Raw genomic sequence first — 23,586 nt, 5'->3', positions numbered from 1 at the left:
GAGCACGAGCATGTCGGCACTTCCCACCTATGACGATGTTGCATCCGCAGCGAGCCAGATCGAAGGTCACGCGTTTCATACGCCGGTTCTGACTTCCACTGCACTGAATGATGAGACGGGCGCAGAGTTCTTTTTCAAGGTGGAAAGTCTGCAGCGCATCGGCGCGTTCAAGTTTCGTGGTGCATTCAATGCCCTGTCGCGTTTCAGTGACGAGCAGAAGAAGCGCGGCGTGATCGCGTTTTCGTCGGGCAACCATGCCCAGGCCGTGGCCTTATCGGCAAAGCTGCTTGGCATTTCCGCCACCATATTGATGCCGGAAGATGCGCCGCAGTCGAAGCTCGAAGCAACGCGCGGCTATGGTGCCAATGTTATCACGTTCAATCGCTATAAGGATGACCGCGATGCCTTGACGAACCGTCTGGCGGAGGAGGGCGGTCTGACCCTGATCCCGCCCTATAACCACCCGCATATCATTGCCGGGCAGGGCACGGCGACCAAGGAGCTGATCGAGGAAGTGGGCCCGCTCGACGCGCTTTTCGTCTGTGTCGGCGGTGGTGGATTGATTGCCGGATCGGCTCTGGCCGCCAAGGCGCTTTCGCCCGATTGTGCGGTTTATGGTGTTGAGCCGGAAGCGGGCAACGACGTCCAGCAGTCGCTGCGTGCGGGCAAGATTGTGCGCATCGATACGCCGCAGACGCTGGCCGATGGCGCGCAGACGCAAGCACCGGGCGATCTGACCTTTGCCATCATCCGCGAAAAGGTGACGGATGTGCTGACGGTCAGTGATCAGGCGCTCGTTGATGGCATGAAGTTCTTTGCCCGGCAGATGAAGCTGGTGGTCGAGCCGACCGGCTGTCTGGCCTTCGCCGGTGCCCGCCAGATTGCGGATCAATTGCGCGGAAAGCGCGTGGGCGTGATCATCAGCGGTGGCAATGTCGACCTCTCCCACTATACTGCTCTTCTGAATACGGCTGTTTGATCACGGTTTGATCTTGTTTTCAGGTCGCGAATCCTGTCTGAAAGAGCCATGCAGTTTTCCCCGGAACAGGATCAGGCGCTCAAGGCCGTGGGACAATGGCTGAAAGACGGCCGTAGTCCCATTTTCAGACTGTTCGGCTATGCCGGAACAGGCAAGACGACACTTGCGCGCTATTTCGCGGAACATGTCGACGGCGACGTGCAGTTTGCTGCCTTTACCGGCAAGGCGGCGCAGGTTCTGCGTTCCAAGGGCGCGAGCAATGCGCGCACGCTGCATTCGCTGATCTATCGTCCGCGTGGCGAGGAAGCCATCGAGGACGAGACAACCGGCAAGACGTCTATCGCCCCGACATTCTCGCTCAACCGGCAAAGCCCGGTCGCCAAGGCGGCGATGATCGTGGTCGATGAATGTTCGATGGTGGACGAGGCGCTTGGACGCGATCTCATGAGCTTTGGAACGCCGATCCTTGTGCTGGGCGATCCCGGCCAGTTGCCACCGATTTCGGGCGGCGGCTTTTTCACCGAACATGAACCGAACTATCTGCTTACCGAGATTCACCGGCAGGCGCAGGACAATCCGATCATCCGCATGGCGCTCGATGTCCGGGAAGGGCGCGAATTGCCTTATGGCGATCACGGCGCAGCAAAGGTCATCAGCAAGAACGAAGTCAATCAGGAGATGGTGCTGAAGGCGGATCAGGTGCTTGTCGGCACCAATCGCACGCGGCGTCGCTACAATCAGCGTCTGCGTGAGTTGAAGGGCTTCACAGCTGATTTTCCGCAAGCGGGCGACAAGCTCGTTTGTCTGCGCAACGATCCGGCCAAGGGCTTGCTCAACGGGTCGCTCTGGAAGGTCATGACCTCATCCAAGGAAACCGTGAAGCCTGGCATCAATCTGCTGGTTGCGCCGGAAGACGATGATCGCGGTGTCGCGAAGATCAAGCTTTTGAAGGCGCAATTCGAGGACCCGGATAGCGAAATTCCCTGGCAGACCAAGAAGCGCTACGACGATTTCGACTATGGCTATGCGCTGACGGTGCATAAGGCGCAGGGTTCGCAGTGGGACGATGTTGTGCTGTTTGATGAGAGCTTTGCTTTTCGCGATACGCGCGAGCGCTGGCTTTATACGGCCATTACCCGTGCGGCTGAACGCCTGACGATTGTAAAATAATCAGCTTTCAATTGGTTTGGCGCTTAGCCACTCCCATGCGTCCTGTTCTTCGTCGGTTTCGAACGAGCGCATTTCGATGGAGAGAAAGGGCTGCATCAGGGTGATGCTGGCTTGAATCCACAATGGCCCGCCCACAATCGCATAGCGGCGCAGATGCTTGAGCGATTTTGAACGCATCGACAGCATGCTTTCGGAAAAGGCTGCCGTCCAGTCCACACCTTCATAGCCGGTGAGACGGATCAGAAGATCAATCTCGTCAAACTGCTCATAGGCGGCGTCAAGCAGACCGTAGAGATTCTCCAGCGATGAATCGTCCAGATGCCCTTCAATGGCAAAGGCGAATACATCATTCCGGTCTGTGGGAATGCGGCGGACGACGGGGATGTCCTCATTGCGCATCATCGGTCTCCAAGCGTCTTTCTATCATCAATCGTCAAAGCGAGCCCTTAGCGGGACAGGATTCAAACGTCTGGACCCAGCGAAAGGTTGCGGATTGTTGTTCCAATTTTGGCGTGGAAAAGCTTGCCCCATGCTCGAAAGGCGGGAAACGGCAACATTTGGGGATGGGTGAACGGGTGCGACGGGAAAACACTCACACTTTCCTGCGGCGGGCGATATAAAGCGAAAACCGATAACGGGAGAAATGCCTCCATGCCTGCGAAATTATCTGTCAATCTCAATGCGATTGCCATGCTGCGTAATCGCCGCGATCTGCCCTGGCCGAGCGTCACCGGTCTTGGACGGATAGCACTTGCGGCAGGGGCTGCGGGTTTGACGGTGCATCCGCGCCCGGACCAGCGCCATATCCGTTTTTCCGATCTTGGCGATATTCGTGCATTGATCGACGATGAATTTCCGCAGGCCGAATTCAACATTGAAGGCTTTCCGAGCGAAGCTTTCCTTGAGCTGGTTGAAAAGCACCAGCCGGAGCAGGTGACACTGGTGCCGGATGATCCGACACAGGCCACTTCCGACCATGGCTGGGATTTCCTGTCCAAGGCCGATTATCTTGCGCCCATCGTGGCGCGGCTGAAGAAGGGCGGTATGCGCGTTTCGCTGTTCGCCGATCCCGATCCGCTGGGTTATGACAAGGCCAAGGCTCTTGGTGCCGACCGGCTTGAATTCTACACTGGGCCTTACGGCGCGACTTATGACGACCCGGCAGCGGCAGCGCGTGAGCTGGACCGGATAGGCAAAGCCGCTGAAGCCGCGACGGCACTCGGCCTTGAAGTCAATGCCGGTCACGATCTGACAGTTGAAAATCTTCCCGCACTGGTCAAGCGCATGCCGCAATTGAAAGAAGTTTCCATCGGACATGGATTGACGGCGGACGCTTTGACGTATGGTATGTCGGCGACAGTGGCACGTTTCATCGCTGCTTTGGCTGGGTAATTGGTGCGTTCAATGCGTTATATGCATAGCTTCTCTGCGAGCTTTGCGAAAAGCGCATTTGTGCCAAAGCTCAACAAGCTATAGGCGTCCGCGGCTGGTTCTATCCGCGTCGGGGGCGCGCAGGAACGTATGAGGGAAGCATTGATACAGTTTTCCGAAGTCCGCATTTCACATCGGTGCGCCCCGGCGAGTTTCGCCTTGCGGGCTTCATCGGAGCGGTGCGTTTCTGCCGCTCGGTCCGGTGATCATGATTGAACCTGATTGGGGCAAAGGTGCGGCACGGTTGTTGCAATCCGCAATCTTTTGCGGGCGTTCCTGTGAGTGGACTCCACATAAAATGATTTCCAGCCAGAATGACTTCAGGACGGTGCGAGGTGTTTGCAAATGAGCGATGAGCTGAACGGCCAGAACGCGCAACCGCAACCCACCCCGCAGGACGCTGCTGCCGCTCCGCTTGTTGGCGGCGCCACGGGTTCCGAAGGCGGGTTTGCCGCCGAAGAGAACGATCATCACAATGACAGCATGAAGACGCTGGTGTTGGGCGCTCTCGGTGTCGTCTATGGCGATATCGGTACCAGCCCGATCTATGCTTTTCGCGAAGCGCTGCATGCGGCGGCTTCTGATGGCGTTCTGTCGCGCCCTGATATTCTTGGTGTCGTGTCGCTGATCTTCTGGGCGCTGACACTGGTCGTCACGATCAAATATGTCCTGTTCGTGCTGCGTGCGGATAATAACGGCGAAGGTGGTATCCTGTCGCTGATGGCGCTGGTGCGCGGTGCGCTGAAGGGACGTCCAAATCTCATTCTCGGCGTCGGCATTGTCGGTGCTGCGTTGTTCTTCGGCGATGCGGTGATTACGCCCGCCATTTCCGTGCTTTCCGCCATGGAAGGTCTGGAAATTGTCGCGCCCAGCCTCACCCCCTTCGTGGTGCCCATCACAGTGGTCATTCTTGTGACGCTGTTTTCGGTGCAAAAGCTTGGCACCGGCAGGGTGGCTATCGTGTTCGGCCCGATCATGGCAATCTGGTTCCTGGCGCTTGGCGCGTCGGGCCTCTGGCATATTTTCGACGACCCGACTGTGATCGCCGCGCTCAATCCCTATTATGCCCTGCATTTTCTTATCATCAGCCCGGGTATAGCCTTCATCACGGTTGGTGCTGTTTTCCTGGCCATGACGGGTGCGGAAGCGCTTTATGCCGATCTCGGTCATTTCGGGCGCAAGCCGATTGTGCGTGCCTGGCTGTGGATCGTGTTTCCGTGCCTGGTGCTCAATTATTTCGGACAGGCTGCCTTCATCCTGTCGCATGGTGAAGCGGCTGCATTGCCATTCTTCCAGATGTTACCGGATTTCGCCTTGTTACCGATGGTGCTGCTGGCGACGGCGGCTACGGTGATCGCCAGTCAGGCGGTCATCACTGGCGCTTATTCGGTCGCGAGACAGGCGGTGCAGCTCAATATTCTGCCGCGCCTTGAAATTCAGCATACGTCTGAAAAGCTGCACGGGCAGATCTATATTCCGCGCGTCAATCTGCTGCTCGGCCTTGCCGTGGTCATTCTGGTGCTGGGCTTCGAGAAGTCGACCAATCTGGCCGCTGCCTATGGTATCGCGGTCACCGGCAACATGCTGGTGACGACCGTGCTGCTCTATATTGTCATGACACGGATCTGGAAGTGGCCGGTGGGTCGTGCTCTGCCTTTGATGCTGGGCTTCCTGCTGATCGACATCATGTTCTTCAGCGCCAACATCATCAAAGTGCATGAAGGCGGCTGGGCTTCCATCGGTATTGCTGCCGTGCTCGTCATCATCATGTGGACCTGGGTGCGGGGTACGCGGCACCTGTTCCTCAAAACGCGCAAGGGCGAAGTTCCGCTCGATCTCATCGTCGAGCAGATGGCCAAGCGTCCGCCGACGATTGTGCCGGGAACAGCGGTCTTTCTGACGGGCGATCCGAAAAGTGCGCCCACCGCGCTGATGCACAGTTTGAAACACTACAAGGTTCTGCATCAGAACAATGTCATTTTGACTGTTGTCACAGCTTCCAAGCCGTGGGTCTCAAGCGCGGATCGCGCCCGCGTCTCGCAATATAACGAGCGCTTCATGCAGGTGACGCTCAAATTCGGCTATATGCAGCAGCCGAATATTCCGCGCGCGCTTGGCCTTTGCCGCAAGCTTGGCTGGAAGTTTGACATCATGACGACGTCTTTCTTCCTGTCGCGGCGCTCGCTCAAGGCGTCGGTGCATTCCGGCATGCCTTTGTGGCAGGACAAGCTGTTTATTCTGCTGGCGCGCACGGCATCGGACGCGACCGAATATTTCCAGATTCCAACCGGGCGCGTGGTGGAAATCGGCACGCAGGTGAATATCTGATCTGGAATTCGCTTTAATTGCCGTATGTCTATGAGGGCGTTATCTGAGAATTTGATTCCGGATGACGCCCTAATTTTTTGTTTTTCCTACTATTTTCACGCAAGTGCACAGTTCAATCGCGCTATTGGCACCGACATCTTTAGTACACGCCTTTACCATCCGAATTTTTCAAAATCTCGCTTGACCGTCCATGTGGCAAGGTCTAATAGAATGGGAACCGTACCGTACGGTACAAGAGGAGGAAGTGACCCGTGACTGATGGTAGCGACGAATTGCAGGCTCAAAAGCAGCAGGCTCTTTCGCCGCGTCAGAACGATGTTCTGGAGCAGGCGTTGCGCCTTCTTGTCGAGGGCGGAGACCGCGCTTTGACAACGGCGAGCATTGCGCGTGCCGCCAACTGTTCCAAGGAAAGCCTCTATAAATGGTTTGGCGACCGTGACGGTCTTTTGACGGCGATGGTTCGCTGGCAGGCCTCCAAGGTTCGCGTTGTGCCGCTGGCGCGCGAGAAGCTTGATGCGGAATCGCTTTTCTCAAGTCTGGAGCACTTCGCCCGCGACTGGTTGCTGGTGCTTTCGGGACGCACGTCGATCGCGCTTAACCGTCTGGCGGTCAGCCATGCGGCGTCGGGCAAGTCGGCGCTGGGCGATATCGTTCTCTCCAATGGACCGGTGGCCATGGCCAAACGCCTGAAGCCGATCCTTGAAATGGGGATGGAAGCGAAGCTGCTTGCTTTCGACGATATCGATGAAGCATTTCGCACGTTCTTCGGGCTTGTCGTCCGGGACATGCAAATCCGGTTGCTGTTGGGCGACCGGCTGGAACTGACTGACGACGTGGTCATCCGGGACGCCCGGCGCGCCACCAAGCAGTTTTTCGCTCTGTATGGAGCCTAATCAGATCGGCTGACGCAAGAAGGCCAGAGAATAAACTGGAAACGAAGGGAATAGGAAATGCGCGTTTATTACGACCGGGATGCAGACGTTAACCTGATCAAGTCCAAGAATGTGGTTATCGTCGGCTACGGCAGCCAGGGCCGCGCCCATGCGCTGAACCTGAAGGATTCCGGTGCTGCCAACGTGCGCGTCGCCCTTCGCGAAGGTTCCGCAACCATCAAGAAGGCTGAAGCTGACGGCTTTCAGGTGATGAGCGTTGCTGATGCCGCCAAGTGGGCCGATCTGATGATGATGGCGACCCCGGATGAGCTGCAGGCTGACATCTACCGCGACCATATCCACAGCAACCTGCGCGACGGCGCTGCGATTGCTTTCGCACACGGCCTCAATGTTCATTTCGGCCTCATCGAACCGAAGAAGTCGGTCGACGTTGTCATGATCGCACCGAAGGGCCCAGGCCATACGGTTCGCGGCGAATACCAGAAGGGCGGCGGCGTGCCTTGCCTGATCGCTATCCATCAGGATGCTTCCGGCAATGCCCATGACCTCGCTCTGTCCTACGCTTCGGGCGTTGGCGGCGGTCGTTCGGGCGTCATCGAAACCACCTTCAAGGAAGAGTGCGAAACCGATCTGTTCGGTGAGCAGGCTGTTCTCTGTGGCGGCGTGGTCGAACTGATCCGCACCGGTTTCGAAGTTCTGGTTGAAGCCGGCTACGCACCGGAAATGGCTTACTTCGAGTGCCTGCACGAAATGAAGCTGATCGTGGACCTGATCTACGAAGGCGGCATCGCCAACATGAACTACTCGATCTCGAACACCGCTGAATGGGGCGAATACGTCACCGGCCCGCGCATCATCACTGCTGAAACCAAGGAAGAAATGAAGCGCGTTCTGAAGGACATTCAGACCGGCAAGTTCACCTCCGATTGGATGCAGGAATATCGTGCAGGTGCTGCTCGCTTCAAGGGCATCCGTCGCAACAACGATGCGCACCAGATCGAAGAAGTTGGCGAAAAGCTCCGCGCCATGATGCCGTGGATTGCAGCGAACAAGCTGGTGGATAAGGCTCGCAACTAAAAATCAGTGATATTCAGGTTCTGGCTGTCTGCAAATGGCATTTTCTTCCGCTTCCGGTGCTCATGTACCTTTAAGTACATTCCGCTCCGGTTCTCAGAAAACACCATTTTCGACGGACCAGAACCAGAATCTCATCTGATTTTGAGAGCTTCCATAACAAGCAAAAAGAGGGGGCGTTTCAAACGCCCCTTCATTACTTGACGCTGGATGGTTGGATTGATCGCGATTAAGCCGCGAACGAAAAGAACCAAAACACAGCGCCAGCTTTCCGTTTCATGCACGTCGAAGGCTAAAAGAATTTCGAATAGCTTTATTCCATAGAAGCATGGGAAAAGCTGTTCTCGTTGGTTTAAAATTGCGCTAGAGCTTCCCCCTATTAGCTAGGGTTTGAGGAGATCTGGCTAGTACGAATTCCATCAGATGGATGGTTAAGTCTAATTGAGGAGATTTCCCGTGTTGGACTGGGAAAATGTTTTTGCAACGCGCTCCAAACGCATGCGCGCATCGGAAATCCGTGAACTTCTGAAGCTTCTGGAACGTCCGGACATTATTTCGTTTGCCGGTGGCATTCCCGATCCGGCGCTGTTTCCGCATGAAGCCTTTCAGGCTGCCTATAAGGAAACGCTGACGGGCGCTGAGGCAAATGCCGCACTGCAATATTCGGTATCCGAAGGCTACAAGCCGCTGCGCACATGGCTCGTTGGCGAACTGGCCAAGATTGGCATTCCGTGCACTGAGGACAATGTTTTCATCACCTCCGGTTCGCAGCAGGCGCTCGATTATCTCGGCAAGCTGTTCATTTCGCCCAATGATACCGCGCTGGTGACTGCGCCGACCTATCTGGGCGCTTTGCAGGCATTCAATGCCTATGAGCCGACCTATGACACGCTGTCGATCACCGGCAACCGCACGCCTGCATCCTATGCGCAAGCAGCTGAAAAGGCTGGCGGCAAGGTGAAGTTCAGCTATCTGTCGGCTGATTTCTCGAACCCGACCGGCGAAACTGTCGATCTGGCTGGCCGTGAAAAGCTGCTGGCGCAGGCTGACGAGCTGAATATCCCGATCATTGAAGACGCAGCCTATCAATATCTGCGCTACAATGGCGAAGCCATCCCGCCGATCCTTTCGCTCGACATCGCCCGCAATGGCGGCGACATCGAAAAGACCCGCACCATTTATTGCGGCTCGTTCTCAAAGACCCTCGCACCGGGTCTGCGCGTTGGCTACGTGGTTGCCTCGAAGGATGTAATCCGCAAGCTCGTGCTTATGAAGCAGGCGGCTGACCTTCATTCTTCGACCATCAACCAGATCGCGATCTATCATGTCGCGACGCATGGCTTCGATGCGCAGGTTGCCAAGATCGCCAAGGTCTACAAGCATCGCCGTGATCGCATGCTGGAAGCGCTTGCCAAATATATGCCGGAAGGCACCAGCTGGACCAAGCCTGAAGGCGGCATGTTCATCTGGGTCACGGTGCCGGAAGGCATGGATGGCGCGCAGCTGCTGGCATCGTCCATCGAGACCGAGAAGGTCGCTTTCGTTCCGGGCAAGGCATTCTTTGCCGATACCAGCGGCGCGAACACGCTGCGTCTCAGCTATTCCTGCGCCAATGACGAAATGATCGACGAAGGCATCATGCGGCTTGGCCGCCTGATCCGCACGCACAGCAAGTCTGCTGCTGCTTGATCATCGGAAGAGAATTGAAAAGGCCGGGTTCAACCCGGCCTTTTTCGTTGGTTCGTCTTTTATTGAAATGGCAAGTTGCAGCTGGTGCGCGGTCCGGCGAGCGGCTGATAGGTGTCATCGGAGCTGCGATAGCTCCGATAGCGATTTGAGCACCACTGCATGTGATTGACGCTCGGTCCGAAGCGCTGAACCTGCGGACGGGTGGATGGGCGCACTTCCAGCGGTTCGCCGTTCTTGTAGCGCAACACGCCTTGGCCGGAGATATAGCTTTCGCTGTTGCGGCAGGTGACCGAGCCATAGCATCCCGGCGAATTCGGGCCGGGGCGATTGGCATTCGAATTCGGATTGACGATCGGTGGTCTGGCTGGTTGCAAGGAAGGCAGATAAGGGGTCTTGCGCAATTCGACAGCCATGGTCGGCGCGACGAAACCGACCGCAAACAGGCTGGAAATCATGGCTGCGCATAGGGCTTTCTTGAGCATTCCGACCTTTGCCTTTCGTGCATGGCGTGCGGGCATTCGCTATCGCCATACACCCAATATGGGTGTTTTATCTTCCAAAATCATCCGCTCGGGGGAAAAATCCCGGCGCGGCCAAGAAGTCCTTGCCAATCGCGATGCAAGTGGCGAGATTGCTCGCACATGTTTACGATAGCCACATTCAATGTCGAGAATCTGATGCGCCGGTTCGATTTTTCCGGCTTCCGCAATGAATTGCATCAGGACCGCAGCCTACAATTGTTCGAAATCGGTGACGAGGCGCAATACCGTCTGCTGGAGCAGGCGCGTGCTGTCGCCCATGCCGACGATACAAGACAGATGACGGCGCTGGCAATCGCCGAAACCCGTGCTGACATTTTGTGTTTGCAGGAAGTCGATAATCTGGCCGCGCTCAATGCCTTCGAATATGGCTATCTTTTCAAGATGATCGGCCATGGCTACCGGCACAAATATCTGATCGACGGCAATGACAGCCGGGGCATCGACGTGGCCGTCATGATCCGGGATACGACCCGCGACGGCCAGCCCATCGAGGTGGGTGAGGTCACCAGCCACGCGCATCTGACTTATAATGATTTCGGACTTTACGAGCCTGTTCTTGCTGAGCTTGGCATTGAACCGCACGACCGCATTTTCAAGCGGGATTGCCTGAATGTGGATTTGCGCATTGCGGGCAAGCCGGTGTCGCTTTTCGTGACGCATCTCAAATCCATGACCGGTGCGCGCAACGGCTTTGACGGGCGCACTGCGTCCCTGCCGGTACGTCGCGCCGAGGCGCGGGCGATCCGTCGCATCATCGAAGACAAGTTTGGACCGGCCAAGGCCGCAGATCGGCGTTGGCTGATCTGTGGCGATTTCAACGATTATCGCGAGCGCATCCTCATCGGCGGCGATGAATGGAACGGCTATGAATTTACGCCGGTCGAGGAAGAGGAAAGCGCGCTCGACGTGCTGCTCGGTGATGGCTTTGCCGTCAACCTCGTGGAGCGCCGCCCGGTCATGGATCGCTGGACGCTCTATCACACACGCGGACCGCAGGAGCGACATCTTTGTCAGCTTGATTACATCCTGGCGTCACCATCCTTTGCTTTGAAGAATGAAAGCGCGGTGCCGCAGATCGTCCGGCGCGGCCAGCCATGGCGCACGGTCTTTCCACCGGACCAGCAGGTGGACCGCTATCCGCGCACGGGCTGGGACCGGCCAAAAGCCAGCGATCATTGCCCGGTTGCCGTGACGTTGAACATTGTCTGAGAAGCAGGACCAAATTCTTATGGAACATGTGCGGGAAAATACGGTTCATGTCATCGATGACGTCGATGTCCGTGTCGTTCCGGGGGCGCTGGAATATACCCGGCAGCATGAACAGACGATTGCGCTCAACTGGAAGCGTGAACAGGCTGCGAAGCCAGCACTGTTCGACGGTGAAATCTATCTGGCACCGGAGGCGATACTGGCCGATGGTGTCTTGCAGGCGGGGTTCAGGCGCAGCAGCTTTGCGACGCTGATGCATTGGCGGAACGATCCGGAGCCGATCCGTCCGTGGCACATCTTTGGTGTGGGCGTCATCGTTTCAGGCGAGGGTCACCTGATCGCGGCACGCATGGGCCTGCAAAATGCCGGCGGTGGTCGCATCTATTTCCCGGCAGGATCCATCGACGATAACGACATTGTCGAGGGGCGCGTGGATTATGTCGCCAACATGCAGCGCGAGGTGCAGGAGGAAACCGGGCTTGATCTGGCCGACGCAGAAGGCGAGGCGCAGCTCAATCTGGTGACCGGCAATCGCAGCATTGCCCTGTTCCGTCGTTACCAGTTCGATGCGTCGTCGCGGGAGCTGGTTTCCGGGATCGAAAATTTCGTGGCTTCGCAGGCGGAACCGGAGCTGGCCGAGATCATTCCTATTACGGGTGCGGGCATGATGGGTGATGCAACGCCGTCTTATGTTCGTGCTTTTGCCGACTGGCATTTCAGCCATTGAACAAATAAGCCAGACTTGCTGATGACAGAGCCGATAAATTGGCTATGCTCGACTGAATTCTATAAATGTGATGCTTGAATATAATTGTTGAAGATACTGGTTCTGGTTGATTTCCGGAAAAGTGTCGAGGGGAGAATGAGGGATGAGTGAAGCCGCTGTTTCCGGCCGTTTTTATGAGGTTTTCGACGTTTTCGCCGAGAAAGCTCTGGCTGGAAATCCGTTGGCCGTCGTCCATGACTGCGAAGGGCTGAATGACGCCCGCATGCAGGCCATCGCCCGCGAGTTCAATCTGTCCGAGACCGTTTTCATTTTTCCGCCTGCCAATCCCGCGCATGAAGCTGCGGTGCGGATTTTTACCCCCGACTACGAACTGCCTTTCGCCGGTCATCCAACGGTGGGTGCAGCCGTTTCGCTGGCGCGCCGCCGCAATACGGGCGACGAGGCCGATCGGCTTGTCGCGCTGGAAGAAAAGGTTGGCATTGTGCGCTGCGGCGTCATTCTGGGCGACAATAGTGCTTTTGCCGAATTCGATCTGCCGCGCTTGCCGGAGAAGGTCGACGTGCGGGTCGAAAAGGAGGAAGCTGCTGCTGCCATCGGGCTTGGAACGCATGAGATCGGTTTCGAGAATCACGTGCCCGGCATCTGGAGTGCGGGGACGCCCTATCTGCTCGTGCCGGTTCACAATCTCATCGCTGCAGCCAAGGTGTCGATTGATCCGGTTTATGTGACCGAAAGTCTGCCGCATGTCGAGGGGCGCCCGCTGCCGATCTATGTCTATTGCCGCGAGACGATCCTCTTCAACAGCAATTATCATGCGCGCATGTTCGTGACCGGAGCCAATGTCTATGAAGATCCGGCGACCGGTTCAGCCGCCGCTGCCTTTGCCGGGATGATCCAGCAGAACGACAAGCCGGTCGACGGCAGTTCGCAATGGTGGGTCGAGCAGGGCATGGAAATGGGGCGTCCGTCGCTTATCCGTCTTGAACTCGACGTCAACGGGCAGAAGCTCACGGGTGCGCGCATCGGCGGCACGGCGGTGAAGATCGCCGAGGGCCGCTTGTTCATCTGACGCAAATTGCTTTCGCGCCATTGATCGCTGTCAAGGCAATCTCGCTGCCCTATGTATTAGAGTATTTCCAGCAAAAGTGCGGAGCGGTTTTGCGTAGGAAAATACTTGAAAACAAATGGCTAGAGCGGTTCTGATGATCCCGTCGAACAGGAACTGCTCTAGCATGTGCAGCAGAGCTTTTTCAGGAGACGACGTGCCATGATGATCAAGGAAATGTCGGACTACGATCTTCGGGAGATGATTCAGAATTCGCATGTGGGGCGGCTGGCTTATATTCTGGACGACCGCCCCGTTATCGTGCCGATGAGTTTCCGGTTTAACGGCGGGTCGCTCTATTCCTTCACGACCGATGGGCAGAAGACCGCAGCCATGCGCAAGAACGATGCTGTCTGCATCCTCTTCGACCACATTGTATCGCGTACCGAATGGAAAACCGTGGTGCTGCACGGTCGTTATCGCGAAATCGCCCGCGAAGACGAGAAGGCGGCCATCGTCAATATCATGTCCGCAGAGCCGACATGGTGGGAACCGGCCTATACAAAAACCGTCACGAAGGACGGCGGCACGCGCAAGCTGGAGCCGGTTTTCTTCCGCGTTGATGTCGAAAGCGCCAGCGGTCACCAGACAAGCTGACCGCCGCGTTTTTCTATCAGATCGAGCCTATCGGACGACGAGCACCGGAACGGTGCTGCGCGTGACGACTTCATAGGTCTGGCTGCCAAGCAGCAGGCCCTTGAAGCCGCGCCGCCCGTTTGAAGCCATGACGATGAGATCGCTGCCAAGTTCCGTAGCAGAATCGATAATGGCCGTTGCCGGGTGCTGGGCAACCACATGCAGCGTGTGGATTTCCGTACCGGTTTCCGTTGCCAGTTCACGTGCCCGCGTCAGCGTCGTCTCGGCGAAATCTTTCCATTCCTGTTCGAAACGCTCGATGAAAGCGGGGCTGTCAGTCCAGCCGCCCGGCAGGCCGGAAACGGAATAGGGCGCGGTGACCGTCACGACCGTGACCTTTGCGCCAACGGCCTTGGTCAGCTGGAAAGCATGCACGAGACCGCGCTCAGCAAATTCCGATCCATCGGTCGTGGCGACAATATTCTTGTACATGTTTCCTCGCTTCTTCAGATTCTGCTTAGAGCGCGTTTCAATCTAATTGCATCAGATCGGCGCTCCAAGCCTTTATATTTCAAGCATAATCTTATCGACCTTCGTTTCACTCCGGTCGGATTATGCGCTAAGCTAATGCCTAAAATGACCATATCCAAGCCTCGGAGCGCCGGATAAGGCTGGAAATGGAAAATCAAAAGCGGAGTGCCTATGCCTCTCGACATATCACCGCCAACGTCCTCTCATTGTGATGCGTTTCAGGCAAGCTGGATCGCGACCGTTCTCAATCTCGACTGGCCGTCGCGCGCGTCATCGAAAATCGAGAATGACGAGGAACGTGTCCGCCGACAAAGACAGGAACTGGTGAAGCTGTTCGACGAAGCGTCGGAACACGGAATCAATGCGGTGGTGTTTCAGGTGTCGCCAGCGGCGGATGCATTTTATGCGTCATCCTATCTGCCGTGGTCGTCCTATCTCACGGGGACGCTCGGCAAGGATCCGGGCTTCGACCCGCTGCAGTTTGCCGTTGAGCAGGCGCACAAGCGCGGTATCGAGCTTCATGCATGGCTCAATCCCTATCGGGTTTCGATGGACGTCAAGGCATCGACTCGCAAGGAGTTGAAGAACTCATCCAAGGATTCGCCGTCGAGTGTCTACAAGACCCATCCGTCATGGGTGGGGGTGTCGGCGGATCGCTATGTTCTAGATCCCGGCATTCCTGCCGTGCGTCAGTGGGTGACGAACATCACTGCCGAAGTCGTACAGAAATACAATGTCGATGGGATTCAGTTCGACGATTATTTCTATTACGAGACCGCGTCCTCGCCCCTTGACGACGACAAGACCTATGCTCGTTTCGGCACCCGTTTTGCCAGTAAATATGACTGGCGGCGCTACAACACCTATACGCTGGTTCGGGAGATTTCCGACAAGATCAAGTCGATCAAGCCGAATGTGCGTTTTGGCATCAGCCCCGGCGGTGTCTGGCGCAACAAGGCTGATGATCCGTTGGGTTCGGCCACGCGCGCGGGCAAGACGAACTATGACGGCGACTTTGCCGATACAAGACGCTGGGTCAAGGATGGCCTGATCGATTACATCGCGCCGCAGGTTTACTGGTCGTTCGACCGTAAGGCGGTGCCCTATGATACAATCGTAAAATGGTGGGCGGATACGGTTCGCGGCACGAAGACCGATCTCTATATCGGCATGGCGCTTTATCGCGCCGGAACGGCCACCGCATCGGAACCGGGCTGGCAGGCAGGTGGTGGGTTAAGCGAGATCAAGCGTCAGCTGGAACTCAATCAGTCATTGCCAGAAGTGAAGGGCAGCATCCTGTTTCGACAAGGGTTTCTGTCCGAGCCGAAATTGAAAAACGTGTCCAATCACCTGAAAAAGACCTGGGGTAAGTGCGGCAAGTAATGGTGCATTTCTGCGGGCAACTTTGATCCTGATCAAAGTGCGCTTCTCGCAGAAATGCTATTGCTTCTGCCGTTGCTGGTTTCCACCAGAATCGGCGACCCGGGATGCCTAGGCCCTAAACGGCATCCCGGCTTTCATCCATCTGTCGAGCGCATATCAGCGCGATCTTCCGTAACGCCGTCTTCGGCAGCCAGCGGGTGCTGTCGGCGCTACCCCTCTATTTCACCAAATCGGCACCCGCGCTTCTCATTCACTCTGAATTCAGAAGAAATTTGCGGGGAAGTTGCGGGTATTTCAGCATCAGTTGATTGAGGTCAAAGCGATAGAAAATCAGGACCTGTATGCAGGGTCGCGACGGCATTTACTTTATCACGCGTTAATTAGCATTTGCTGGTTGTCAACTTGCGCAGTTGTTCCATATCCTCAACTAAGTGGTTCTCCGATTATTATCGAGCGGGGCGGTGGGCATGCGAACAGCCAGACAGGTGAGAACCGCCTGCCAATGCTTTGAATTAATTCGGAAATAATGCCGGCATTTTAGATATTGCAAAGAGGGTGTTTCGCATGAGTTCCAACCGCAAGCAATGGATTGTGGCTGCAGTGGCGGCGGCGCTGGCCGTCGGTGGTTACTATGCCTGGAAGGCCATGAACGGCAGCGGATTGCCCGACGGAATTGCCTCTGGCAATGGCCGTATAGAAGCCACCGAAATCGATATTTCGACGAAAAGCGCCGGTCGTATCCGTGAAATACTTGCGAATGAGGGCTCTTTCGTCAAACAGGGCGAAATCCTTGCGCGTATGGATACCGACCAGCTTGAAAGCCAGCGCGCGCAGGCAGAAGCGCAATTACGTCGGGCACAGATCGGTATCGAGACGGCGCAAGCCCTTGTCACACAGCGCGAAGCGGAATTTGCGGCCAATCAGGCGACAGTTGCCCAGCGCAATGCGCAGCTCGACGCGGCTCAGCGGCGTTTGGCACGCTCGCAGGCTTTGACCCAGTCGCGGACCGTTTCCGAACAGGTTCTCGATGATGATCGGGCCAGCGCGCAGGGTGCGCAGGCAGCGGTCGAGGCTGCGAAGGCGCAGCTTGCGGCCAGTGAAGCGGCCATCAGTGCTGCCAAGGCGCAGGTTGTAGATGCAGAGGCGTCGGTGGAAGCCGCCAAGGCGGCGATTGCCAGCATCGTTGCAGATATCAACGATGCGACCTTGGTCGCGCCGACGGCAGGACGTGTCCAGTATCGCGTTGCCCAGCCCGGCGAAGTGCTTTCGGCAGGCGGTCGGGTGCTCAATCTCGTCGACCTTGGCGATGTCTATATGACGTTCTTCCTGCCGACCGCGCAGGCTGGTCGCGTCGCAATCGGTGCCGAAGCCCGCATCGTGCTGGATGCCGCGCCGCAATATGTCATTCCCGCTTCCATTTCCTTCGTTGCCGATGTCGCCCAGTTCACGCCGAAGACGGTTGAAACCGAAGAGGAACGTCAGAAGCTGATGTTCCGCGTCAAGGCAAAGATTCCGCCGGAGTTGCTTCAGAAATATATCCAGCAGGTGAAGACCGGGCTGCCAGGCATGGCCTATGTGAAGCTCGATCCCGCTGCTGAATGGCCGAAGAACCTCGCGGAAACCGTAAAATGAGTGAAGCTTCGGTCCAGTCTGGGGCGGGAGACGGCAGCTTTGTCGTTCGCGCGAAGGGCGTAAAGCTGTCCTACGGCGCTGCGCAGGCGCTGCGCGACGTTAATCTCGATATTCCCGCCGGGCGCATGATTGGCCTGATCGGTCCTGATGGTGTCGGCAAGTCGAGCTTGCTTTCGCTCGTTTCGGGTGCGCGCAGCATGCAGGAAGGGCATATCGAGGTGCTTGGCGGCGATATTGCCGACCGGAAGCATCGCGAATCCGCCTATCCGCGCATCGCCTATATGCCGCAAGGCCTCGGCAAGAACCTTTATCCGACGCTTTCGGTTTTCGAGAATATCGACTTTTTCGGTAGGCTGTTCGGCCATGACCGGCAGGAACGGGAGCGGCGCATTGCCGATCTTCTGGCCCGCACGGGCATGTCGCCCTTTGCGGATCGCCCGGCAGGCAAGCTCTCCGGCGGCATGAAGCAGAAGACGAGCCTCTGCTGTTCGCTGATTCACGATCCTGACCTTCTGATCCTCGACGAACCGACCACCGGTGTTGATCCCTTGTCGCGTCGCCAGTTCTGGGAACTGATCGACGATATCCGCAAGGATCGGCCGGGGATGAGTGTCATCGTCGCCACGGCCTATATGGAAGAAGCGGAGCGCTTCGACTGGCTTGTCGCGATGAATGACGGGCAGATTTTGGCGACGGGTACGCCGAAGGAACTTTTGAAGCGCACAGGCACGCCCAATCTGGATGCGGCCTTCATCGCATTGCTGCCGGAAGAATTGCGGCAGGGGCACAAGGAAATCGTCATTCCGCCCCGCGCTCCGGGTGCTGATGCGGAGATCGCCATTGAAGCCGAACATGTCACGGTTCGGTTTGGTAATTTCACGGCAGTCGATAATGTGAGCTTCCGCATTCCACGCGGCGAAATCTTCGGGTTTCTGGGTTCCAATGGTTGCGGCAAGTCCACCACCATGAAGGTGCTGACCGGCCTTCTGCCTGCTAGCGAGGGCATTGCGCGCTTGTTCGGGCGCGAGGTCGATCCGAAAGATATCGATATCAGGCGGCGCGTTGGCTACATGTCGCAGGCCTTTTCGCTCTATTCCGAGCTGACCGTTCTTCAGAATCTGGAGCTTCACGCCAAGCTGTTCGGTATGGAGCCGGAACTGACAACGCGGCGCATCAAGGAGCTTTCCGCGCGTTTCGATCTGGCCGAAGTGATGGACGAGCTGCCGGATTCCATGCCGCTCGGCATCCGCCAGCGCCTGTCTCTGGCGGTGGCGCTGATCCATTCGCCGGATATCCTCATTCTCGATGAGCCGACCTCCGGTGTGGACCCGGTGGCGCGCGATGCGTTCTGGGAAATTCTGGCCGACTTGTCGCGCAAGGACAATGTGACGATCTTCGTCTCAACCCACTTCATGAACGAAGCGGAGCTGTGCGACCGCATTTCATTGATGCATGCGGGCAAGGTGCTGATCAGCGACACGCCGAAGGCAATCACGGCAAGCCGCAATGCGGCGACGCTGGAAGAAGCCTTTATCGCCTATCTGACAGAAGCGATCGGAGAGGTGGCTCAACCGGCTGCACCCGTTGTAGAAGAGACGCCAGCGCCCGTTCAGGCCGCGACTGGCCACGCCAAGCCTTCTTCAAGCTGGCTTCCCAATCCGCGCCGCATGCTTGCTTACACGCGGCGAGAGGCGCTGGAACTGAAGCGCGATCCGATCCGTGCAACGCTTGCCATTTTGGGCACAGTGATTTTGATGTTCGTGATTGGTTACGGCATCAATCTCAACGTTGAAAACCTGACATTTGCGGTGCTCGACCGTGACGATACGACGGTCAGCCGCGACTACACGCAGCAGATTGCCGGTTCGCGCTATTTTACAGAAATGCCGCCGATCACCGACTATAACGATCTCGACCGGCGGATGCGCAACGGTGAGATCAGCCTTGCCATTGAGATACCGCCGCGCTTCGGTGCCGATATCGCGCATGGGCGGCCTGTTGAGGTGGCAGCGTGGATTGACGGCGCCATGCCCACCCGCGCCGAAACGGTGCGTGGATATGTGCAGGGCATGCATGCCAATTGGCTGACGCAAAAGGCGCGTGAGCTTTATGGCAATGCGGCGACGGTGGGCAATTTCAATCTGGAAATTCGCTATCGCTACAATCCCGACGTCCAAAGCCTGGTGGCGATGGTTCCTGCGGTCATTCCGATGCTGCTTTTGATGATCCCGGCCATGCTCGCGGTTTTGAGTGTAGTGCGCGAAAAGGAACTAGGCTCGATCATCAATTTCTATGTGACGCCGGTGACCAAGTTCGAGTTCCTGTTTGGCAAGCAATTGCCCTATATCGCGCTCGCCTTCCTCAATTTTCTGATGCTGACGGCCTTTGCAGTCTTCATCTTCCGGGTGCCATTTACGGGGAGTTTCCTCACCTATGCAGCGGCGGCGCTGCTCTATGTCATCATCGCGACCGGCATGGGACTGGTGCTTTCCACCTTCATGAGCAGCCAGATTGCGGCCATTTTCGGCACTGCCTTGCTGACGCTCATTCCGGCGGTGCAGTATTCCGGCATCATCGATCCGGTTTCGTCATTGCAGGGTGCGGGCGCATTCATTGGCAAGATTTATCCCACGACCTATTTCGTGACTATCTCGCGCGGGGTGTTTTCCAAGGCGCTGGATTTCGGTGATCTTGCCGGGTCGTTCATCCCGTTGCTGATCGCAATTCCGGTACTGACGGTGCTGGCCATTCTCCTTCTCAAGAAACAGGCGGGCTGAGATGCGGATAGCCAACATACTACAGCTCGGCATCAAGGAATTGCGCGGTCTCGCCCGTGATCCGATGCTTCTGCTCCTGATCGTCTATGCGTTCACGCTGGCAGTCTATACGTCCGCGCGAGCGCAGCCGGAAAACCTCAGCAATGCGGCTATCGCCATTGTCGATGAGGACCAGTCGCCGGTCTCCAGCCGTATTACGGCGGCTTTTTATCCGCCTTATTTCGTGCCGCCCAAACTCATTTCGTCCTACGAAATGGATAGTCGCATGGATGAGGGGCTGGACACGTTTGCGCTGAACATTCCGCCGAATTTCCAGCGCGATCTGTTGGCCGGGCGCTCACCGACCATCCAGCTCAATGTGGATGCAACCCGCATGAGCCAGGCCTTCACGGGCGGCGGCTATGTCCAGTCCATCGTTTCCGGTGAGGTGAACGAGTTTTTGAACCGCTATCGCGGCACGGCGGATACGAAAGTCGATCTCAATTTGCGATCGCGCTTCAATCAGGATTTGAACAAGAGCTGGTTCGGCGCGATTAACAATGTCATCTCGTCGGTCACCATGCTGTCGATCATCCTGACGGGTGCTGCGCTGATCCGCGAGCGTGAACACGGAACCATCGAGCATCTGCTCGTCATGCCGGTCACGCCTATCGAAATCATGGTCAGCAAGGTCTGGTCCATGGGGCTGGTCGTGCTGGTAGCTTCCGCTTTTGCGCTGATCTTTGTCGTGCAAGGCCTGCTGGCCGTGCCGGTTTACGGGTCGGTTCTCCTGTTTCTGGCTGGTGCCGCATTGCAGCTTTTCGCAACGACAAGCCTTGGTATTTTTCTGGCGACAGTTGCTGGCTCGATGCCGCAGTTCGGCATGTTGCTGATGCTCGTCCTGATGCCTTTGCAGGTGCTTTCAGGCGGGATGACACCGCGGGAAAGCATGCCAGACATCATCCAGAACATCATGCTGGTGGCGCCCAACACGCATTTCGTCATCCTGGCGCAGGCAATCCTGTTTCGAGGGGCAGGCATCAGCGTGGTGTGGCCGCAATTTCTGGCCCTGATCGTGATCGGATCGGTGCTGTTTTACTTTGCGCTGCAACGCTTCCGGGCGTTCTTGCGCTAGAGCGGTCGAGACCGCTCTAGCCATTTGTTTTCACGCATTATCCTACGCAAAACCGCTGCGCACTTTTGCTGGAAATGCTCGAACCAAAGATGTTTGAAAACAATGCCCTGAATCGCTTCGTTGAGAATGCGATTCAGGGGGAAGCCTTTTTGGCGCATTGCCAATCCGGATCAGCCTTGCTAACGCTCGAAACAGGAAACGGTTTCGCTGTAAAAAGGCGGATGAAAAGGGAACGCGGTGAGGCCATCTGGCCAATTCTGCGACTGCCCCCGCAACTGTAACCGGAGAGCTATCTTCCATAATCGCTGAGGCGATTAAGCCACTGAGTGCAGACGCATTCGGGAAGGCGGAAGAACAGCGGCGACCCGGAAGTCAGGAGACCTGCCGTGTCCGGTCACCTAGTTTCGACACGGGGCGTGTCGGGGCGCGGCTTTCCGTAGCGGTGACATTGAACAAATGTTGCCGCCGGAACGAGAGACGGGATTTCCCTCATTTCTTCGACCTGCGGTCAGGCGACGCTGCCTTGCAGGAGAAGATACAGGTGCATATTTCAAGATTATCGATTTTACTGGCTGCGGCTTTTGCGGCTGTAAATCCGCTCGACGCTTCGGCCCAAACCGCCAGCGCCACGGATGATGCCAGCGCAGGCGTGGTTCTCGACACGATTGTCGTCACGCCGCTTCGCCGCGCGACTTCGCTGCAACGCTCCACATCTTCGGTGACGGTTATCGACAAGGCCGAAATCGAGCGCTCGGCAGCATCCGATCTGCAATCGCTGCTGAAAACCTATAGCGGCGTTTCGATCAAAACGAATGGCGGGCAGGGGTCCAAATCCGACATTTATCTGCGTGGCATGTCGTCCACGCAAACGGTTGTGCTGGTCAACGGTGTACGCTCGGCCTCGGCAACCGACGGGACAACAGCGCTGGCAAATATTCCGCTGACCTCCATCGAGCGCATCGAGATCGCCAAGGGTGGACATTCTGCCCAATATGGCGCGGATGCCATGGGCGGCGTCATTAACATCATCACCAAGCAAGGCGGAGCCTGTGGCGAGCGCTCATGGTGCGGCAGCCTGACCACGGGCGTCACCCACCCCTGGGGCGGCTATGCATCCGGCTCGATACAGGGACAAAGCGCTGCGGGTGTTGATTATGCCTTTGGCGCGGCGATAACCGGCACGCAGGGCTATGATTTCACCAGCCCCGATACGTTTGGGCACGAGCCGGATCGGGACGGCTTTCTGCAAGGCTCGTTCAACTTCTCGCTCGGAAAAGACTTCGACTGGGGGAGGCTCTATGCGGACGGGCTTCTGAGCCGGGGCCGCAATCAGTATGACGCCACTGCTCCTTACGCGAATGAGGCTTACAGCACTGCGTTCACGGGAAAAGTCGGCACGCGGATCGATCACACGGATGACTGGTCTTCGACAATTGAATTGAGCAGCGGCATCGACAGTAGCCGCAATTTCCGTAAGGGCGTGCCCGGTTCCGACCGCTATGAAACCAAGCGCTACGGCGTCTTTGCTTCCACCGAAAAGAGTTTCGAGACGGGTAAGGCAAAGCACGTTGTCACCGGCGGCGTCGAAGCCTATCGCGAGACCATCGATTCCACCGTCGACTATGATGAGACGGGACGCAATCTCGCGGCGGTGTTCGGACAATATTCTCTGGAATATGAAGCACTGCGCGTAGATGGCGGCGTGCGTTACGACCATAACCAGCAGTTCGGCGACATCACGACTTATAATGTCGGCGCGAGCTATGAGATTGTTCCTGATCTCGTTCTGCGCTCCTCTTATGCGACCGGCTTTCGCGCGCCGACATTCAACGAGCTTTATTATCCCGGTTATGCCAATCCCGATCTGGAGCCGGAAAAGTCGCGCTCCTACGAAGTGGGGCTGAACTGGCAGATTTCGGCGGCAACCAGCCTCGATCTCGCGCTTTATCGCAACGAATTGCGCGATGCGATCATGAGTACTGCGCCTTCCTATCTGCCCTATAATGTGGCCCGTGCGCAGATCACAGGCTTTGAGGCGACACTGGCCCATCGCTTCAATGACCAGTGGGGCGTGAAGGGGGTGCTGGACTTCAAGCGCCCCATCGATGAAGAAAACGATACCGATCTTGCCTATCGCGAACGCTTCAAGGCGACCGCCGAGGTGAACTATACGCCGTTCGAAGGGCTCGACCTGACGGGCCGTGTCTTCTACGGCGGCTCGCGCTATGCCGATGCGGCGAATACGCAGAAGCTCGGCAGCTATGTGACCGCCGATTTCATAGCGCTCTATGCTATCGACAAGCAGTCCAAGCTCAAGTTTTCGGTCGAAAACATCTTTGACAAGGACTACCAGACAACCTCCGGCTATATTGCACCGGGCCGTACCTTCAATATCGGCCTGACGCGGAATTTCTGAGGTTTTTTCG

General features: G+C 56.9%; 19 protein-coding genes and 1 riboswitch. Of the genes, 16 read left to right on the top strand and 3 right to left on the bottom strand.

Annotated features, from left to right (window positions below):
- The first annotated feature begins 10 nt into the window (after window positions 1–10).
- Both ACTJKP_RS03535 and ACTJKP_RS03530 read left to right on the top strand, forming a co-directional pair.
- Window positions 11–979 (top strand): threo-3-hydroxy-L-aspartate ammonia-lyase, encoded by a 969-nt coding sequence (locus ACTJKP_RS03535; protein ID WP_440629714.1) that lies wholly within the window; start codon window positions 11–13, stop codon window positions 977–979.
- Window positions 980–1,027: 48 nt separating this feature from the next.
- The gene (locus tag ACTJKP_RS03530) at window positions 1,028–2,149 is read left to right on the top strand and encodes an ATP-dependent DNA helicase (protein WP_440629713.1); all 1,122 of its coding nucleotides are present in this window, start codon (window positions 1,028–1,030) and stop codon (window positions 2,147–2,149) included.
- Here the strand turns inward: ACTJKP_RS03530 and ACTJKP_RS03525 are convergent, their stop codons facing one another.
- Window positions 2,150–2,548: an STAS/SEC14 domain-containing protein gene (locus tag ACTJKP_RS03525; protein ID WP_440629712.1), complete on the bottom strand. Its 399-nt coding sequence runs from the start codon at window positions 2,546–2,548 to the stop codon at window positions 2,150–2,152.
- A 252-nt stretch (window positions 2,549–2,800) separates the two neighbouring features.
- On the opposite strand from ACTJKP_RS03525, the gene ACTJKP_RS03520 reads away from it, so the two are divergent.
- From ACTJKP_RS03520 to ACTJKP_RS03500, 5 genes are all read left to right on the top strand, one after another.
- Window positions 2,801–3,541, top strand: coding sequence for a pyridoxine 5'-phosphate synthase (locus ACTJKP_RS03520; protein ID WP_440629711.1), 741 nt, complete (start codon window positions 2,801–2,803; stop codon window positions 3,539–3,541).
- A gap of 522 nt (window positions 3,542–4,063) precedes the next feature.
- Window positions 4,064–5,908 (top strand): potassium transporter Kup, encoded by a 1,845-nt coding sequence (locus ACTJKP_RS03515; RefSeq protein ID WP_377514835.1) that lies wholly within the window; start codon window positions 4,064–4,066, stop codon window positions 5,906–5,908.
- Between the two features lie 251 nt (window positions 5,909–6,159).
- Entirely contained in the window at window positions 6,160–6,801 is a 642-nt protein-coding gene (locus ACTJKP_RS03510) for a TetR/AcrR family transcriptional regulator (protein ID WP_078339363.1), read from the top strand.
- Window positions 6,802–6,858: 57 nt separating this feature from the next.
- On the top strand, window positions 6,859–7,878 hold the full coding sequence (gene ilvC, locus ACTJKP_RS03505) for a ketol-acid reductoisomerase (RefSeq protein WP_078339362.1): 1,020 nt from the start codon (window positions 6,859–6,861) through the stop codon (window positions 7,876–7,878).
- Between the two features lie 453 nt (window positions 7,879–8,331).
- Window positions 8,332–9,564 (top strand): PLP-dependent aminotransferase family protein, encoded by a 1,233-nt coding sequence (locus ACTJKP_RS03500; protein ID WP_440629710.1) that lies wholly within the window; start codon window positions 8,332–8,334, stop codon window positions 9,562–9,564.
- 59 nt (window positions 9,565–9,623) lie between these two features.
- Here the strand turns inward: ACTJKP_RS03500 and ACTJKP_RS03495 are convergent, their stop codons facing one another.
- Complete coding sequence (locus tag ACTJKP_RS03495) at window positions 9,624–10,046, bottom strand: BA14K family protein (RefSeq protein ID WP_440629709.1); 423 nt, start codon at window positions 10,044–10,046, stop codon at window positions 9,624–9,626.
- Between the two features lie 159 nt (window positions 10,047–10,205).
- Between ACTJKP_RS03495 and ACTJKP_RS03490 the strand changes: the two genes are divergently transcribed.
- The 4 genes from ACTJKP_RS03490 (at window position 10,206) to ACTJKP_RS03475 (ending at window position 13,744) form a co-directional block, all read left to right on the top strand.
- Window positions 10,206–11,315 (top strand): endonuclease/exonuclease/phosphatase family protein, encoded by a 1,110-nt coding sequence (locus tag ACTJKP_RS03490; RefSeq protein ID WP_440629708.1) that lies wholly within the window; start codon window positions 10,206–10,208, stop codon window positions 11,313–11,315.
- Window positions 11,316–11,334: 19 nt separating this feature from the next.
- Window positions 11,335–12,042 (top strand): NUDIX hydrolase, encoded by a 708-nt coding sequence (locus ACTJKP_RS03485; protein ID WP_440629707.1) that lies wholly within the window; start codon window positions 11,335–11,337, stop codon window positions 12,040–12,042.
- Window positions 12,043–12,184: 142 nt separating this feature from the next.
- A complete protein-coding gene (locus tag ACTJKP_RS03480; protein ID WP_440629706.1) occupies window positions 12,185–13,111 on the top strand; it encodes a PhzF family phenazine biosynthesis protein in 927 nt (308 codons plus the stop codon).
- Between the two features lie 198 nt (window positions 13,112–13,309).
- Entirely contained in the window at window positions 13,310–13,744 is a 435-nt protein-coding gene (locus ACTJKP_RS03475) for a pyridoxamine 5'-phosphate oxidase family protein (RefSeq protein WP_078339357.1), read from the top strand.
- A 27-nt stretch (window positions 13,745–13,771) separates the two neighbouring features.
- Here the strand turns inward: ACTJKP_RS03475 and ACTJKP_RS03470 are convergent, their stop codons facing one another.
- Window positions 13,772–14,215, bottom strand: coding sequence for a universal stress protein (locus ACTJKP_RS03470; RefSeq protein WP_440629705.1), 444 nt, complete (start codon window positions 14,213–14,215; stop codon window positions 13,772–13,774).
- Window positions 14,216–14,425: 210 nt separating this feature from the next.
- Between ACTJKP_RS03470 and ACTJKP_RS03465 the strand changes: the two genes are divergently transcribed.
- From ACTJKP_RS03465 to ACTJKP_RS03445, 5 genes are all read left to right on the top strand, one after another.
- Window positions 14,426–15,637 carry a glycoside hydrolase family 10 protein gene (locus ACTJKP_RS03465; RefSeq protein WP_440629704.1) on the top strand — a complete coding sequence of 404 codons (1,212 nt, stop codon included), beginning with the start codon at window positions 14,426–14,428 and terminating at the stop codon, window positions 15,635–15,637.
- A gap of 564 nt (window positions 15,638–16,201) precedes the next feature.
- Window positions 16,202–17,269 (top strand): HlyD family secretion protein, encoded by a 1,068-nt coding sequence (locus tag ACTJKP_RS03460; protein ID WP_440629703.1) that lies wholly within the window; start codon window positions 16,202–16,204, stop codon window positions 17,267–17,269.
- Window positions 17,236–20,046 (top strand): ribosome-associated ATPase/putative transporter RbbA, encoded by a 2,811-nt coding sequence (gene rbbA, locus ACTJKP_RS03455; RefSeq protein WP_440629702.1) that lies wholly within the window; start codon window positions 17,236–17,238, stop codon window positions 20,044–20,046. The genes ACTJKP_RS03460 and rbbA overlap by 34 nt, the downstream gene beginning before the upstream one ends.
- 1 nt (window position 20,047) lies before the next feature.
- Window positions 20,048–21,160 (top strand): ABC transporter permease, encoded by a 1,113-nt coding sequence (locus ACTJKP_RS03450; protein WP_078339353.1) that lies wholly within the window; start codon window positions 20,048–20,050, stop codon window positions 21,158–21,160.
- Window positions 21,161–21,342: 182 nt separating this feature from the next.
- Window positions 21,343–21,563, top strand: a riboswitch (cobalamin riboswitch).
- A 138-nt stretch (window positions 21,564–21,701) separates the two neighbouring features.
- Window positions 21,702–23,576 carry a TonB-dependent receptor domain-containing protein gene (locus ACTJKP_RS03445; RefSeq protein WP_440629701.1) on the top strand — a complete coding sequence of 625 codons (1,875 nt, stop codon included), beginning with the start codon at window positions 21,702–21,704 and terminating at the stop codon, window positions 23,574–23,576.
- Window positions 23,577–23,586: the final 10 nt, after the last annotated feature.

This window comes from Brucella sp. 22210, from assembly GCF_052045675.1.
In the GTDB taxonomy this organism is placed as follows: Bacteria; Pseudomonadota; Alphaproteobacteria; order Rhizobiales; family Rhizobiaceae; genus Brucella.
The sequence above is the reverse complement of the archived record's forward strand: the minus strand, read 5'-3'. Positions and strand labels throughout refer to the sequence as shown.

Coding starts and splice junctions, on each gene's coding strand:
- ACTJKP_RS03535 (WP_440629714.1), top strand. CDS start 11: ATGTCGGCACTTCCCACCTATGACGATGTTGCATCCGCAGCGAGCCAG.
- ACTJKP_RS03530 (WP_440629713.1), top strand. CDS start 1,028: ATGCAGTTTTCCCCGGAACAGGATCAGGCGCTCAAGGCCGTGGGACAA.
- ACTJKP_RS03525 (WP_440629712.1), bottom strand. CDS start 2,548: ATGCGCAATGAGGACATCCCCGTCGTCCGCCGCATTCCCACAGACCGG.
- ACTJKP_RS03520 (WP_440629711.1), top strand. CDS start 2,801: ATGCCTGCGAAATTATCTGTCAATCTCAATGCGATTGCCATGCTGCGT.
- ACTJKP_RS03515 (WP_377514835.1), top strand. CDS start 4,064: ATGAAGACGCTGGTGTTGGGCGCTCTCGGTGTCGTCTATGGCGATATC.
- ilvC (WP_078339362.1), top strand. CDS start 6,859: ATGCGCGTTTATTACGACCGGGATGCAGACGTTAACCTGATCAAGTCC.
- ACTJKP_RS03495 (WP_440629709.1), bottom strand. CDS start 10,046: ATGCTCAAGAAAGCCCTATGCGCAGCCATGATTTCCAGCCTGTTTGCG.
- ACTJKP_RS03490 (WP_440629708.1), top strand. CDS start 10,206: ATGTTTACGATAGCCACATTCAATGTCGAGAATCTGATGCGCCGGTTC.
- ACTJKP_RS03485 (WP_440629707.1), top strand. CDS start 11,335: ATGGAACATGTGCGGGAAAATACGGTTCATGTCATCGATGACGTCGAT.
- ACTJKP_RS03480 (WP_440629706.1), top strand. CDS start 12,185: ATGAGTGAAGCCGCTGTTTCCGGCCGTTTTTATGAGGTTTTCGACGTT.
- ACTJKP_RS03475 (WP_078339357.1), top strand. CDS start 13,310: ATGATGATCAAGGAAATGTCGGACTACGATCTTCGGGAGATGATTCAG.
- ACTJKP_RS03470 (WP_440629705.1), bottom strand. CDS start 14,215: ATGTACAAGAATATTGTCGCCACGACCGATGGATCGGAATTTGCTGAG.
- ACTJKP_RS03465 (WP_440629704.1), top strand. CDS start 14,426: ATGCCTCTCGACATATCACCGCCAACGTCCTCTCATTGTGATGCGTTT.
- ACTJKP_RS03460 (WP_440629703.1), top strand. CDS start 16,202: ATGAGTTCCAACCGCAAGCAATGGATTGTGGCTGCAGTGGCGGCGGCG.
- rbbA (WP_440629702.1), top strand. CDS start 17,236: ATGGCCGAAGAACCTCGCGGAAACCGTAAAATGAGTGAAGCTTCGGTC.
- ACTJKP_RS03450 (WP_078339353.1), top strand. CDS start 20,048: ATGCGGATAGCCAACATACTACAGCTCGGCATCAAGGAATTGCGCGGT.